This window comes from Paraburkholderia aromaticivorans, from assembly GCF_002278075.1.
GTDB classification, from domain to species: domain Bacteria; phylum Pseudomonadota; class Gammaproteobacteria; order Burkholderiales; family Burkholderiaceae; genus Paraburkholderia; species Paraburkholderia aromaticivorans.
Genome location: NZ_CP022989.1, coordinates 477799 through 492550 on the forward strand (window position 1 = coordinate 477799; position 14752 = coordinate 492550).

The window sequence follows — 14752 nt, forward strand, 5'->3', positions numbered from 1 at the left end:
CTCCCCTGTCGGCCAGAGTTGGTGCTTTAGCGCCTTAGCCGTACTCTGGTCCCATGCAAGATGGTTGCTGTCGTCTTTCACGGGCGCACGGCCCTTTTTGCATCTTCGGTGTCGGCAAGCGTGCGTGCGCGCCAACTTCAAGGCATTGGCCGACAACATGCGCAAGGTTGCGCGCGTCTTGCAGAGCGTGCGCTTTCCACCGACGCCAGAACCCAGGCAATGTTCGACGAATGCGGCCCAGCCAACTAACAGGCGTAGGGATTCCTTCAAAATAACCCGATGCGAGACCGTCCGCTATAGACGACGGCGGAACGAGGCGACGGGGAGGAAATCGGTAATGCGCCATCAGTATGCAACGCCCTGGATATGGTTTTTTCTGCTGCCGCTAGCGTTCGACTATAAGGCGACCGACGCGAATACGGGCCACTTCGCGCAGTTCATCTTCGTCCTTCCGGCGATCGCCGCGGGAATTGCCCTGCTTCTCATCGCGCCGCGCTTTCACGAGCGCTCGCGGCTGCGCTCGGCCGTCACGTGGAGCATGATGCTGTGCGTGTTCGGCAGCATCGTCGCGCAACTGGTTCAGGATAACGATACCGGCAACTATCTGCGAGTGCTGCTGCCGTTCGTCCTCTTCATGCTGGGCTATCTGGTGGCGTGCCGCCCGTGGAGCGAATTTCGCATCGCCCAGTTCGAGAAAGCCCTGTTCGTCGCCAACGTCATCAGCCTCGTGTTCACCATGGTCTACGGGATGGCGACCGGTGGTGGTCTCGACGACGTGCGCTTTCGCATCCTCTCCGTGACATTGCTGGGTTTGCAAGGCGTGTTGCTGCACGAATTCGTCGTGGCAAAGCGTTTTTCGTGGTTCACCGTCTCGGTGTTCGCGCTGAGCGTCGTCATCGAACTGTTGAGCGTGACCCGCAGCGCGATGGTCGGCACGGTACTGCTGTTCTTCATTGCGATGGGGCTGAGCGCGCCGTCGATCCGGCATATCTGGCGCGCCATGAGCCGCACGCTCATCATCGGCGCCGTGCTCGCCGGGGTGGCCGGCGTCGCGGCTATCAGTTTCCCGACCGTCGCCGAGCACTGGGCGCAGCGCATTTTCGTTTCCGAGGAAACCCGCTCCGGCAAGGATCCGACCACCGTTACGCGCCTTGCTGAAATGCGCGACCAGTACGATCAGGTGACGGCGGATCCGGCGTCATTGTGGTTCGGCGAAGGCTACGGCCATTACTATCGCTACTCGCCGGTCTATCTGCCGGATCTCGCGGGCCAGATCAGCGAGAAAGACTTTTACGCGATCAATGAATGGGCTGCGGGGCACAACTTCTGGGTCTATCAGTTCTTCGCGGGCGGCCTGCTGTTCGGCCTCGCCATGCCGCTGGTCACGCTCGCGGCGCTGGCAATCTGCTTCTTCTCGTATCGATACTGGCGCGCCGTCGTGCCCGATGCACCCATGTTGCCGGTGCTGGGGCGCGCCATCATGCTGTTTGCCGCGTTACCGGCCACCTCGATTGGCGGCAATCCGCTCGGGCCGCGTTTTTCGGGGCTGATATTCGGCGTCGCGCTCGGCTTGATGATCGCCACGCACGCGCGTTTGCAGCGCGCGCTGCCGGCGCGCGCGCGGCGCTTGCGCCGGCCGCCGTCCGTGCGCCCGGAAGCGATGCCCCCGTTGCCCGGCCGGATTCAGCCCGGCATGGGCCGCGCTGATCTCCCGTCCACGCTCGGCGTGTCGAGCACGGCCAACACGAGTCGCGACGCCAGCCAGTTAGGCGCCCTCGTCCCGCACACGCCGCCCGGGCACCGTCCCAACCAACCCGATATCATCCGATGAAAATTCTCCACCTCCTTGCAAGCGTCGACCCACGCGCCGGCGGTCCGGTTGAAGGCGTTCGCCGCAGCGGCGTGGCCATGCAGGAAGCCGGACACGAGATCGAAGTGGCGACCTGCGATGCGCCCAGCGAGGCTTACCTCGCGGCTTTCCCGTTCCCGGTCCATGCGTTCGGGCCGACGAGGGGCCGCTATAGCTTCAGCGAGCGCCTCGTACCGTGGCTCGCCGCCAACGCGAAGCGCTTCGACGCGGTAATCGTTCATGGTTTGTGGCAATACCACGGCTTCGCCGCATGGAAAGTGCTGCACAGGAGCGAGGTGCCGTACTACGTGTATGTGCACGGCATGCTGGACCCGTGGTTCAAGGAGGCCTACCCGCTCAAGCATCTGAAGAAGTGGCTGTACTGGCCATGGGCTGAGTACCGCGTGTTGCGCGATGCGCGCGCCGTCATCTTCACGACGGAAGAAGAACGCACGCGGGCGCGCCAGTCGTTCTGGCTGTACCGGGCACATGAACGCATCGTGCCGTTCGGCACGACGGTGCCGCAACTCGAAGCGGCGCCGCTGCGCGAAGCGTTCCTGCAGGCCATACCCAGCTTGCGCGGCAAGCGCATCGTGCTGTTTCTCGGCCGCGTGCATGCGAAAAAAGGCTGCGATCTGCTGATCGACGCGTTCGCGCGTATTGCCAGCCGCGACCAGACGTTGCACCTCGTGATCGCCGGTCCGGACGAAACCGGTTGGGCCACGACGCTGCGCACCCAGGCGCAAGCGGCCGGTGTCGCCCATCGCGTGAGCCTGCCGGGCATGCTGCAAGGCGACCTGAAGTGGGGCGCTTTTCATGCGAGCGACGTGTTTATCCTGCCGTCGCATCAGGAGAACTTCGGCGTGGCGGTCGCCGAGGCGCTCGGCTGCGGGCTGCCGGCGCTGATCTCCGACAAGGTCAACGTGTGGCGCGAGATCGAAGCGGACGGCGCGGGACTGGTGGCCGCGGATACCGTCGACGGCACGGAACAGAATCTGGTGCGCTGGCTCGAACTGGACAACGCGTCACGCGAGGCGATGCGCGCGCAGGCACGCCGCACATTCGAAGCGCGCTTCCGGGTCGAGACCATGGTCAGCGCGCTGACCGCGCTGCTCGAGTCCAAGGGCCGCCACGAAAACGCGCGAGACAGCACCACGCTTACCACGCTGCGCGAAGCAACCCAGCAAACCCGCTGACGCGCGGCACGGCTCACCCATGGCGCGCGGCGCGCGCCACACGCGCGCACAAGCTCACGCCGTCACGCGTCACGACCTGACAACCTCTCTACCCGGCCCGAAGCTGGCGCGCCCCAAGCGCGCCAGCTTCGCCCGTCTTCGTTACGCGCTCACTGCTCCTTCATCAACGGCGTCAGGGTCGAAGCCGCGATCGGCAGCGTGTCGACCTGAGACGGTGACTGCAGCGGCATGCTGGCGCTGTTCGCGGCGTCGGCCCGGGTATTGCCGACGAGATCCGGCAGATCGAGTTGCCGCTTCAGATGACCGGCAAGGCGCAGCGACAGCGCCGCAATCGTGATGGTCGGAAAGTTGGCGCCGACGGTCGGAAACACCGAGCTGCCGCCAATGTACAGATTGCTCATCCCGTGCACCTTGCAATCGCGATCGACCACGCCCTCGCGCGGCGAATCGTGCATGCGCGTCGTACCCATGTGATGCCACGTGCCTTCCAGTTTCGCCGGCCACGTACGGCCTTCGAGCGGCTCATCGAGCGTGACGTCGGCGACGTTGGCCAACTGCAATTCCTGCGCGAGCAACTGGAACGTCTTGTCGAAAGTGCGCTGCACCTGTTCGCCCAGGCGCCACTCCACCCGCACGCGCGGCATGCCGAAGTGGTCGCGCTTGTCGGCCGACAAGGTCACACGGCTATCCGGATCGGGCACCGCTTCGACGATCGCCTGCAACGTCACGTCCGTGATCAGCGCGGGCCATTGCAACAGCCGCGTCAGGCCGAAGCCGACGGTGTGCAACGGGTGCGCGATCATGGTCTCAATGTCGCGCTTCAGGCTGCGGCCCGGCTGGTCCTTGCCCATCAGCGCTTCCTTGAAGCGGATCAACGCCTCGGAACCGGCACTGCCTTCGCCGTACCATTTCGAGTAGAGCCAGACGCGCGAATTGAGCAGCTTCTCGCGCTCCATCCACTCCTGCTTCGGCGCGAACTGGGACGAGATCTTCGTGCCGTGCGCCGACACCGCCGCGTTCTGGTAGTGATACTTGATGTCGTACAGCTTGTTGCGCGCGATACCCGGACGGAAGCGCACCTTGCCCGACATCATCCGCGGATGATCCATGAAGTAGCGGCCGACCAGATCGTTGGCATTGCCAAGACCGGCGGCCTGCACATTATTCGACGCGAGCAGCAGGCGCGCGTTTTCGATGCCGCCGGTGGCGAGCACGAAAATCCTCGCGGTCACCGAGATCCGGCGGCCGCTGATCGTGCCCACCTTCACCCTGGAAATGGACGTGCCCTGGGCATCCGCGTCGATATTGAGCACGTTCGCATGGAGGAACACGCGCACTTTCGCCGAGCGCGACAGCTCCTCGCGATACGTCTTGCCGAAACGCACCGGCGGGCTGAACTGCGCGACGGTATCGCGCATATCGCCGGTCGCGAGCGGCAGACGGCGCACATCCTGGCGTCCGATCTCGCGCTCCCAGTAAGCGGGGTCGAAGTTCTGCGGGCCGAGTTTCAGCAGTTCATGCGTGCGCGCATAGTAGGGCGCCAGCTCGTCGAGGCCGAACGGCCAGCCGCTGTGCGCGATCCAGTCGCGCTTTTCGAAGTCCCAGGGATCGAGCGGGCGGCACCAGCCGCCCCAGCAGTTGCTGCTGCCGCCGAAATAGCGGCTGCGCGAGCCGTCCGCGAACGTATAGGGAAGCCCGATGTTCTCGCCGCGATACAGATCGCGGGTCGCGTCGTCCGGTCCGAAGCCACCGCTTTCGAGCACGCAGGCATCGATACCGGCCCTCGACATTTCGAGCGCGAGCGTGATCCCCGCGACGCCTGCGCCGATGATGCAGACCGTCGTTTCAACAACCGTGTTTTGTTCAACAGTACGCGTATCGATGAACATCCGTTACTCCCCATCTTCGTCACGCATTTTTTGAGCGCGTCACGGGTCGCCGGCCAACGCTGGCAGCCGTGCCACGCAAACGTCGCAACCGGGGTGCTGCATGAGTGCCGCCGCGCGTCAGATCGCGCGACAACCTCATTGCGGCAATGCACATCCCGGTATTGCGACCTCGGCCTCCTCAGCGTACGAACGCTGTGGTTCTAAGTCTGTGGTTCAGGTCACGGAGTCGAACCGTTTCCTGATAAAACGGCACGGATTGCCGCCATACACGCCTTCGGGTTCGAGCGAACGATGCACGACGGACAATGGCGTCACGACCGCCGAACGGCCGATCGTCACGCCCATTTGCACCACGCATTTGGAAGTGATCCACACGCCGTCCTCGATGATGATCGGCGCAACGTGCAGATCCATCGTGGTGCTCATGTCGTGAGAGCCGGCGGTGAGGAATGTGCCTTGAGAAATGCACACGTTCGAGCCGATGCGAATCAGCGTCTGGTTGTAGATCCAGACATCGACACCGAACCAGCAGTTGTCGCCCACCTCGAGATTCCAGGGCGCCTTGACCCGCACCGGATGCACGAACCGGCAACCTGTGCCGATTTTCGCGCCGAACAGACGCAGCAACGCAACGCGCACACCCGAGAACGGCAGCAGTTTGTTGTTGATCACACAGGCTTCCAGCACGAACCAGATGAGTTCGATCAACGCGCCGCGCCCCGCCTGATAGTTTCCTTTGCCGGCCTGAGCCAGCTCGATGACGCGACCGTCTTCGCGCGACCCGGCGGCCTGCGGCATGCGCCCGATATGTGGATCGTCCGCAACGTTACCCATCAGCTTTCTCCGAACCACGAATAGTGGTAAACATACGCAGGCATGCCAGGCAAATTCTTTACATTATGTTGCGGCACCTTGCGCGACTTTGCGTTGTGGCCGTGCCGGCAAGCGTTTTGGCGGCTACACGCGTACGGGTTGGCGCACGATAGCTGCATCCCGACCGCATCTCTCTGGGGAACAAGATGACCACCTCGCTTCGACACACGGCTACCTGGATGTTTCTTGCGATCGCATCGTGCGCGGTGCCGGCGTTCGCGCAAAACGCCGCACCCGATCGCGCCGCGCCCGCGCCCGCCGCAACCGCGGTCAACGGCTACGGTGTCAACGCCCAGCTTCCCGCCAACCGGCGCGCCGCGCATCGCGACAGCGAGAAGGCATTGCTCGGCTCCCCGAACCCATACGGCAAGGACAATGTGCAAGGCAATACCGACGACGCCCAACGCGCCGCGCTGCTCGACACGCAGCGCATGACCGTGCTGGGCGGCGGCCAGGGCGCGAAACCAGCGCTCGGCAAGGGCCAGCGCAAGGCGCCGGCCGCGGCCAATGGCCAGGTGCAGGCAGCGGGTCAGCCCGGCCGCCCGAATCAGGCTAACGCGGCGCTGGCCGCCGACGGCACCGCGAAAACCACCTACGCCGATCCCTACTCCGCGGGCAAGCACGGCGTGTACCGCTCTCCGTGGTGACATCAGCTTCATGATGAGGCCGCGTGCCGGATCAATCCGGCGCGGCTTCCTCCGCCGTGGCCGGTTTGGGTCGCCGCCGGTTCGCGGCGCCTGAAGGCCGCGAACCGGCAGCGCCTGCCGCGCCTTTCGAAGGTTTGCCTCCCAACTTACGCAACAGCACCGCGAGCCGTTCCTCGAAGGTGCGAATCGTCGACTCCGGCGAGAGCGCGCGCTCCGCATAATTGCGCGCGGCTTTGCCGAGCGCCGCGCGCCGGTCCGCGTCGCCGGCGAGCACCGTGATCGCCGCCGCCAGCGCTTTGACGTTGTCCGGCGGCACGACCACGCCGCGGGGCGCCACGGCTTCGTAGAGCGCCGTGCCACGGCGCGCCATCGCGATGGTCGCGCGGCCGCTCGCGAACATCCCGGTGAGCTTGGACGGCATGACGAGATCCGCCGCGTCGCCGCGTTGAGGCAGCACGTGAATATCGGCGAGATTGAGCAGTTCGTTCAGGCGCTCCACCGGCTGCAGCGGCATGAACACGCAATTGGTCAAGCCGGCGCAGCGTTCGAGCAGATTATCTTTGGCGGCGCCGCTGCCGCAGAACACGAAAGTGAGATCCTGGCGGGCGGCCAGCGCGACCGCCGCATCGGCGAGCGTTTCGATGCCCTGCTTCGCGCCCATGTTGCCGGAATACAGAATCACTTTCTGTTCGTCCGGAATACCGAGTAGCTGCCGGAATTCGCTCGGCCGGGCAAGCGGAAAAATGGCCGACACGTCGACCCAATTCGGCAGGCAGACCACTCGCGACGAAGCGACGCCCTTGGTCGTCGCGCGCGCGCTCATCTGCCGCGTGATCGACGACACCGCATCGAAGCGCCGCAGCAACGCGCTTTCGATCCAGCGTGCCGCGCGGGCCGCTCGTGGGCTTTTCAGCAGACCCAGATCGAACGCCGCATCGACCTCGTAGTCCTGAATATGCAGCCATGCACTCGCGCGCGTGATGCGTGCGAGCATCAGCGCGGCCGGTGCGCACATCAAGGTCGGTGCAATCAACATGACCGCGTGAGGACGCCACAGCGCCTGCCATGCAAGCAGCGGCAGCGAAGTCGCCGCGAAGGTCGCCAGATGCAGCATGCGCTTCAGGCCGCTCGGACGCGCCGGCACCCACAGTGGAGCACGCCAGATCGCCACCCCGTCGCGCGTCTCGTGCTGGTATCGCCACGACGCATAGCCCTCTGCAACACGCCACTCCGGGTAGTACGGCGGCGCGCACACCACCCGCACGTCATGGCCGCGGTTGGCCAGCAGCACGGCCATTTCCGCCGTGTACTTGCCCACCCCCGTCAGTTCAGGCGCATAGTTGATGCCGTAGATCAGTATCTTCATTGTGACTGCCAGAACGAGTTAGGGCGTCGTACGCGCGAAGTGACTGGGCGGGGGCCGGCCTAGTCGCTCAACATCAACGCGCAGCCGCGGGCGATATTGGCAGCCGCGGAAGGCGGATCGAACCGGCGAATCACATCCATGCACCGGCGCGCGGTGCCGCCCGCATCGGCGAACGCTTCCATTGCCTTGAGCATGGTGCGCTGCAGCCCGGCGACATCGCCCGCGGTAAACGCGTAGCCGCTCACCCCGTCGACCACCAGTTCCGGTACGCAGCCGCAACTCTCGCTGACCACCGCCGGGCAACCGTGCGCGAGCGCTTCGTTCACCACCAGTCCCCATGGTTCGCTGTAGCTCGGCAACACCATGCAGGTGGCGCCGTAATACTCCCGCGTAAGCGGCTCGTCCTGCAGACTGCCGACGAACGTCACCGCGTCGCCGAGTTCGAGCTCTGCCACCTTCGCATGCAGTGCTTCGCGCATCGGGCCGGTGCCGACTATGCGCAGCTTCGCGGCCGGAACCCGGCGCCGCAATCCGGCCAGCGCCTCGATCAGCGTGCCGATGCCTTTTTCTTCGGACAGACGTCCCACGAACAGAAACACGGGCGGATTACCGGCGCGCGCGGCGACCCGTTCGACCAGCGCCCGTTCCGGAGAGAACGAGCCCGGCAACGCTGCCGCCTGACACGGCACGAAAATCTTGTCGCGCTTTGCGCCGAGCGACAGCAGATACTCGCGGCTGCGCTCGCCGAAGCCGAAATAGCCGTCGCACAGCGAGAAAAATACCCGCTTCGGAATCGACGTGAGCAGCTTCTTGGGCCGGTCGCGCGCGGTCGAATCGCAGAACACCGCGCGCCGCTTGCCGGTCACGATGCAAGCCGCGAGCATCGCCCAGTATTCCGGGCGGTGATAGCCCGGCAGCACGATCAGGTCCGACTTGGTGCGCAAGACCTCCCACGTGAGCCGCACGATCAGCTTCATGGTCGGCACGTCTTCGTAGCAGCCGTCGAACAGCTTTTGCATCGGATAGCGGTGAAACGAATAGTCGACGTCGGAAAACCCGACGCGGTCGTGCTCCGTATCGGCGATCTGCACCATCGAATAGCGAATCGCTCCGGAAGCCGAAATGTTATGCAAGGCGGAAAACACGACACCCTTGTGGCGCGACCACACGACGTTGTGAAAGATCGTGACTGACGCTGTCATTTTTATGCCACTCCTCGAAAAATCGTCCTGCGTGCATGGCGCGTTCTGCGCACGCACAGCGTCCCCAGCTGTTCACTCCAAAGCCGCGCCGACGCGGCACCCCGCGCGCCTATGCCTCGACGGCGGCAGCGGGTGTCGAACCGGCATGGGATTCGACAAAGTTCCGATAGGTGGAAGCGATCCCCTCCTCCAGCCCGATCGTTGCGCGCCACCCCATTTGCGCGAGGCGGGAGACGTCGAGCAGCTTGCGCGGCGTGCCATCGGGTTTCGAGGCGTCGAACACGAGTTCACCATCGAAGCCGACCACCTTGCAGATGCATTCGGCCAGCTCGCGAATCGACAGGTCCTCGCCCACGCCGACATTGAACAGGCCTACCGTCACGTCGTGTTCGAGCACGAACAGCGTGGCCGCGGCCAGGTCGTCGACATGCAAAAACTCGCGGCGCGGCGTGCCCGAACCCCACACGGACAGCGTGGCGTCGCCGTTCAGCTTCGCTTCGTGCGCCTTGCGCAGAAGCGCCGGCAACACGTGGCTGCTATTCAGGTCGTAGTTGTCGTTCGGGCCGTACAGATTGGTCGGCATCAACGCGACGTACTGCGTGTTGTACTCGCGGTTATAGGCTTCGCACAGCTTGACGCCGGCAATCTTCGCGATCGCATAGGCGTCGTTGGTCGGTTCCAGCGGCGAGCTCAGCAGATACTCCTCGCGGATGGGCTGCGGGCATTGCTTCGGATAAATGCACGACGAACCGAAGAACACCAGCCGCTCGACCTTGGCGCGATACGCCGCGTGAATCACGTTGGTTTCGATCACCAGATTTTCATAAATGAACTCACCCGGCCGCGTCGCGTTCGCGAGAATGCCGCCCACGCGCGCCGCCGCGAGTAGCACCACGTCGATCTGTTCGCTTTCGAAGAAACGGTTCACGGCCGCCTGATCCGTGAGGTCGAGCTCCCGGCGCGAGCGGGTGATCACGTTCGGATACCCCTCGGCGGCAAGACGCCTGACCAGCGCGGAGCCGACCATGCCACGGTGTCCCGCGACGAAAATACGTGCTTGTTTGTTCATCGCAAGTTACTCGTGATGTTCCAGCGCCGTGAATCCGGCCAGCGTGACGAGCGCGTCACGTCGTGCAATCTGATAGTCCGAGCGCACCATTTCCTTGACCAGCGAGGCGAACGAGGTGGTCGGCTGCCAGCCGAGCTTCGCATGCGCCTTCGACGGATCGCCGAGCAGCGTCTCGACCTCGGCGGGCCGGAAGTAGCGCGGATCGACGCGCACGATCACGTCGCCCGGCGACATCTTGATCTCGCGCCCTTCCACCTTCTCGACAATGCCGATTTCCTCCACGCCGCTGCCTTCGAAGCGCACGGTGACGCCGAGCTCGGCGGCCGCGTGCTGCACGAACTGCCGCACGCTGTACTGCACGCCGGTGGCGATCACGTAATCCTCCGGCTGCTCCTGCTGGAGCATGCGCCATTGCATCTCGACGTAATCGCGCGCATGGCCCCAATCGCGCAGCGCCGACAGATTGCCGAGATACAAGGTCTTCTGCATGCCCACCGCGATCCGCGCGACGGCGCGCGTGATCTTGCGCGTCACGAACGTCTCGCCGCGCACCGGCGATTCGTGGTTGAACAGAATCCCGTTGCACGCATAGAGACCGTAAGCCTCGCGATAATTGACCGTGGTCCAGTACGCGAACAGCTTGGCGACCGCGTACGGGCTGCGCGGATAGAACGGCGTGGTCTCCGACTGCGGCACCTGTTGCACGAGGCCGTACAGCTCCGAGGTCGAGGCCTGATAGAAGCGGGTCTTTTCCTGCAGCCCGAGAATCCGGATCGCTTCGAGAATCCGCAACGCGCCGAGGCCGTCCGCGTTGGCGGTGTATTCGGGCTCCTCGAACGACACCGCGACGTGGCTCTGCGCGGCGAGGTTGTAGATCTCGTCGGGCTCGACACGCTGGATCACGCGCAGAAGGCTGGTCGAGTCGGTCAGGTCCGCGTGATGCAGGAAGAGTCGCTGGTCCGGATCGTGAGGATCGCGGTACAGGTGATCGATCCGGTCCGTATTGAACAGGGATGACCTGCGTTTGATGCCGTGTACGTCGTAATCCTTGGCGAGCAACAACTCCGCCAGATACGATCCGTCCTGTCCTGTGATGCCGGTGATCAGCGCGACCTTACGTTTCATGGAGCATTCTCCTCGTTAACCTTTGCAATCCCAATGCCGCAACCCAGTTGAATCCTGTTGAACCGCCAGCTGCCAGCCGTCGTCTCAACCGGCAATACTGTCGTAGCCGTAGTAACCACCCTGATAGCCCGAGCCGAGGAACGCGCCTTCCTGCGGCACGTCGGTCAGCAGCACGCCTCTGAGCGGCACGCCGCCGTTGCGCAGCCGCTTGGCCGTCTCGACGACCTCGTTGAGCGGATGGCGGCCGTGGCGCACCACCAGCAGCGTCGTGCCCGCGTGCTTGCCGATCAGCGTCGAGTCGGTCACCGCCAGAACCGGCGGCGTATCGACGATCACGAGGTCGTAATGCGACTTCAGCTCTTCGAGCATCGTTTCGAAGCGCTTGCTCATCAGCAGTTCGGCCGGATGCGAGGGCAGCGTGCCCTTTGCGAGCACGTCGAGGCCCGGCAGCACGTCGCGCTGGATCATCGCGCTCAGATCGCCGCCGCTCAGCACGTCCGAGAGACCCGGCTGATGCGCGACACCGAAATGCGAGTGCACGTCGCCGCGCCGCATATCGCCGTCGATGATCAGCACGCGCTTGTTCGCCGACGCGACCAGCGCCGCCAGATTCACCGAGAGGAACGACTTGCCGGAATCGGGCCGCGAGCCGGTGATCATCACCACGTTGTTCTCGGCGTGATCGAGCGAGAGCTGCAGCGACGTGCGCAGATTGCGCACGCCTTCCACGGCGATGTCTTCCGGCGCCTGCTGCGCCAGCACATGCAGCCCGCGACGGCGCAGCATGACGTTCTCCTGCAGCTTCAGCTGGGTCTGGCTGCGCGGGACCACCGCGAACACCGGCACGCCGAGCATGCCTTCGAGTTCGTCAGGCCGCTCCACGCCGCCGTACATGGCGCGCTTGAAGAAGGTCAGCAGGATGCCGAGCACGAGGCCGCCGCCGAGCGCGATCAGGATCGCGATCACGCGCTTCGGCCGCACGGGTTCGTCAGGCGCTTCGGCGAAGTCGACCACGCGCACGCTGCCCACCTGCCCCGCCTTGGCCACGCGCAGCTGCTGCGCGCTGTTCAGCAGATTGGTGTACAGCTCCGTGTCGACGTGCACGTCGCGCAGCAGACGCAATGCCGTCTGCTCCGTATCCGGCATGACCGCCACGCTGCGGTTCATGTTCGCCGCCGCGCCTTGCAAGGCGGCGATCTGCGCGTCGAGCGCGGCCACTGCCGGGTGATTCGCCGTGAAGCGTTGCGACATCTCCGCGCGTTGCTGCTGCAGATCCATCAGCTTGGTCTTGTTATCGACGATCTGTTGCAGCAACAGGCGGCTTTCCTCACCCAGATCGACCGTGCCGTGCGTATTGCGGAACTTGTTGTAGCGTTGCTCGGCGTCGTCGAGTTCCTTGCGCAAGCCCGGCAGTTGCTGATCGAGGAAGGCCAGCATGTGCTCGGCTTCGGTCGAACGGCTTTCCACATCCTGACGCACGAATTCGCGCGCCATGCTGTTGACGATCGCCGCGGTCAGCGCGCTGTCGCCGCCTTCCAGGCTCGCACGGATCACGCCGGATTGCAGCGTGGTTTCCTGCACCACCAGCGCTTTCTGCAGGCGGTCCACCGTGCTCAAGGTCGAGGCGCGCGACAATTCGAAACGCGAGCCGGCGGGGCCGACCAGCTTGTCGACGCGCAGCGTGATCGGGCCGTCCGCGGTATCCGTTGCCACGGTTTCGCCCACTTTGCCCGACAGAATCGCGATACCGTTCTTGTCGCGCAACACGTACGAGCCGTCATTGCCGGACACCAGCGTGAAGGTCGTGTCGTACATTTCCTTCGACGTGTCGAACTGCGACACCGAAATGCTCTCGTCACCCCAGGCATAGCCGGACAGGTTGATGAACTGCGGCAACTTGAAGCCCCATTGCCCGTTCACCAACCCCGCGATCATTCCGCCGATGATCGGAAAATAGCGCGGTCCGGCCGTGATATCGAGGTGCAGTTTCTTGACGGTTTCTTCCGTGACGAGACGCGACTTGAGCAACTCGATCTCGGCCGCCGTCGAAGGCTTGGTGTCGAACATGCCGGTGAGCGGCGGCAAGGAATCCTTGCCGTTCGCATTGGCATTGGCCGTCTTGTCTTCGACGTGGAACAGAACGTCCGCGCGGTAAGTCGGCGGCGCGAGGAAAGCGTACGCGCACCCCAGCGCGAGCGCGATCAGCGTCACCATCACGATGGTGCGCCAGCCTCGCACGATCGTACGCAGATAGTCCGACAGATGAAGCTCGTCCGGTCCGGACACGTCGGTGTAGCGGTTTTCGAAGTTGATTGCCATTTTCTTCACCCAACAAAGCCCGGCGGTTCAAGATCACGTTGCACGGTGGTTATTTCGTGAGCACGACGCCCGTTACAGCCGCATTGATCGCCGGCAGCAGCAGGTTCAGCACACGGTTGAAGCGGACCAGCCCGCCTTGACCGACGTACACCACGTCCTTCGGCTGAAGCTCGAACTGGTTGGCGAGCACCATCGACACCGGCGAAGTCGCATCGAGGTGATAGACCTCGGGTTTTTCGCTTGTCGAGTTACGGATCACGAACAGTTGGCGTGCCGCGGCCGTGTTCGAGTCGAAGCTGCCGCTGTCGGAAATCGCTTGCGAAAGCGTCAGCGAACCGTTGCGCATCGGCAGGATGGTCGCCGGCTTGTTGACCTCGCCCATCACGTAGACACCGCTGTCTTCACGCGAGGCGACGCGCAGCACGTCGCCCGGTTGCAGGTAGATATCCGACGGATTGCGGCCGCGCTTGATCAGATCGTCGATGTTGAGCTGATAAGGCACGCCGTTGCGGAGCAACACCACGCGGCTGCGATCGGCATTCGCGCTGAGACCGCCGCTCAGGCTGATCGCGGTGGTCAGCGACATCGGAATGTCGTTGACCGACTGGGCACCGGGCGTGCGCACTTCGCCGTCGACATACACCTGCGCCGCGCGGAACGAGGCGACCCGCACCGTCACTTCCGGCTTCTGATACACCTTGCTCAGACGCCGCGACAGTTCCTTCTGGATCGAGGCGACATCCTTGCCGGCCACATGCACGGTGCCCGCGTACGGGAACTGCACATCGCCGTTTTCATCGATCAGGAAGCCAGGTGCGGCATCCGTCGTCTTCGAGTTCTGGGCCGGCTGACCGAGCGCGGCTGCGAGTTCGGGGTGATCCCACACGACGATCTGCAACACGTCGCCGGGGCCGACCTTATAAGCGGTGGGCTTGCCGAACAGCGCGACCATCTGCGGCGAGAGCGGCGCGGTGCTCTGCGCCTGATTCATCTTGCGCAGCAACGTCAGGTTGATGTCGGTGATCGGAATCTGTTGTTGCGTGTTCGCTTCGGTACTGTAATCACCGCCCGTGTCCTGAATTGCGGCAGGCGTAATCATCCGCTGGCCCGGTGCGATACCGCACCCGGAAAGCAGTGCTGCAGTAGCGAAAACCAGGAGACTTCCCGTGCGTAAACCAAGCGAGCTCATGATGTTTCCTCCTTGCGCCACGGCGTTT

11 protein-coding genes are annotated in these 14752 nt (G+C 64.1%); 3 read left to right on the forward strand and 8 right to left on the reverse strand.

The window, feature by feature from the left end:
• Window positions 1-337: 337 nt before the first annotated feature.
• Together CJU94_RS02110 and CJU94_RS02115 are read left to right on the forward strand one after the other, a co-directional pair.
• On the forward strand, window positions 338-1831 hold the full coding sequence (locus CJU94_RS02110) for an O-antigen ligase family protein (protein ID WP_095417352.1): 1494 nt from the start codon (window positions 338-340) through the stop codon (window positions 1829-1831).
• On the forward strand, window positions 1828-3045 hold the full coding sequence (locus tag CJU94_RS02115) for a glycosyltransferase (protein WP_095417353.1): 1218 nt from the start codon (window positions 1828-1830) through the stop codon (window positions 3043-3045). Before CJU94_RS02110 ends, CJU94_RS02115 begins: the two co-directional genes overlap by 4 nt.
• Before the next feature lie 149 nt (window positions 3046-3194).
• Here CJU94_RS02115 and CJU94_RS02120 read toward each other — a convergent pair whose 3' ends face one another.
• Together CJU94_RS02120 and CJU94_RS02125 are read right to left on the reverse strand one after the other, a co-directional pair.
• On the reverse strand, window positions 3195-4934 hold the full coding sequence (locus CJU94_RS02120) for an FAD-dependent oxidoreductase (RefSeq protein ID WP_095417354.1): 1740 nt from the start codon (window positions 4932-4934) through the stop codon (window positions 3195-3197).
• Window positions 4935-5147: 213 nt separating this feature from the next.
• Window positions 5148-5768 carry a DapH/DapD/GlmU-related protein gene (locus CJU94_RS02125; protein ID WP_095417355.1) on the reverse strand — a complete coding sequence of 207 codons (621 nt, stop codon included), beginning with the start codon at window positions 5766-5768 and terminating at the stop codon, window positions 5148-5150.
• Between the two features lie 185 nt (window positions 5769-5953).
• Here CJU94_RS02125 and CJU94_RS02130 point away from each other — a divergent pair, with 185 nt between their 5' ends.
• Window positions 5954-6454 (forward strand): hypothetical protein, encoded by a 501-nt coding sequence (locus CJU94_RS02130; protein WP_095417356.1) that lies wholly within the window; start codon window positions 5954-5956, stop codon window positions 6452-6454.
• Between the two features lie 31 nt (window positions 6455-6485).
• Here the strand turns inward: CJU94_RS02130 and CJU94_RS02135 are convergent, their stop codons facing one another.
• The 6 genes from CJU94_RS02135 to CJU94_RS02160 form a co-directional block, all read right to left on the reverse strand.
• Complete coding sequence (locus CJU94_RS02135) at window positions 6486-7820, reverse strand: glycosyltransferase WbuB (protein ID WP_095417357.1); 1335 nt, start codon at window positions 7818-7820, stop codon at window positions 6486-6488.
• A gap of 59 nt (window positions 7821-7879) precedes the next feature.
• On the reverse strand, window positions 7880-9022 hold the full coding sequence (locus tag CJU94_RS02140; RefSeq protein ID WP_095417358.1) for a glycosyltransferase family 4 protein: 1143 nt from the start codon (window positions 9020-9022) through the stop codon (window positions 7880-7882).
• Window positions 9023-9131: 109 nt separating this feature from the next.
• Window positions 9132-10091: a GDP-L-fucose synthase family protein gene (locus CJU94_RS02145; RefSeq protein ID WP_095417359.1), complete on the reverse strand. Its 960-nt coding sequence runs from the start codon at window positions 10089-10091 to the stop codon at window positions 9132-9134.
• Between the two features lie 6 nt (window positions 10092-10097).
• Window positions 10098-11216 (reverse strand): GDP-mannose 4,6-dehydratase, encoded by a 1119-nt coding sequence (gmd, locus tag CJU94_RS02150; RefSeq protein ID WP_095417360.1) that lies wholly within the window; start codon window positions 11214-11216, stop codon window positions 10098-10100.
• An 84-nt stretch (window positions 11217-11300) separates the two neighbouring features.
• Entirely contained in the window at window positions 11301-13535 is a 2235-nt protein-coding gene (locus CJU94_RS02155; RefSeq protein ID WP_095417361.1) for a polysaccharide biosynthesis tyrosine autokinase, read from the reverse strand.
• A 49-nt stretch (window positions 13536-13584) separates the two neighbouring features.
• Window positions 13585-14724, reverse strand: coding sequence for a polysaccharide biosynthesis/export family protein (locus tag CJU94_RS02160; protein WP_208645339.1), 1140 nt, complete (start codon window positions 14722-14724; stop codon window positions 13585-13587).
• Window positions 14725-14752 lie beyond the last annotated feature (28 nt).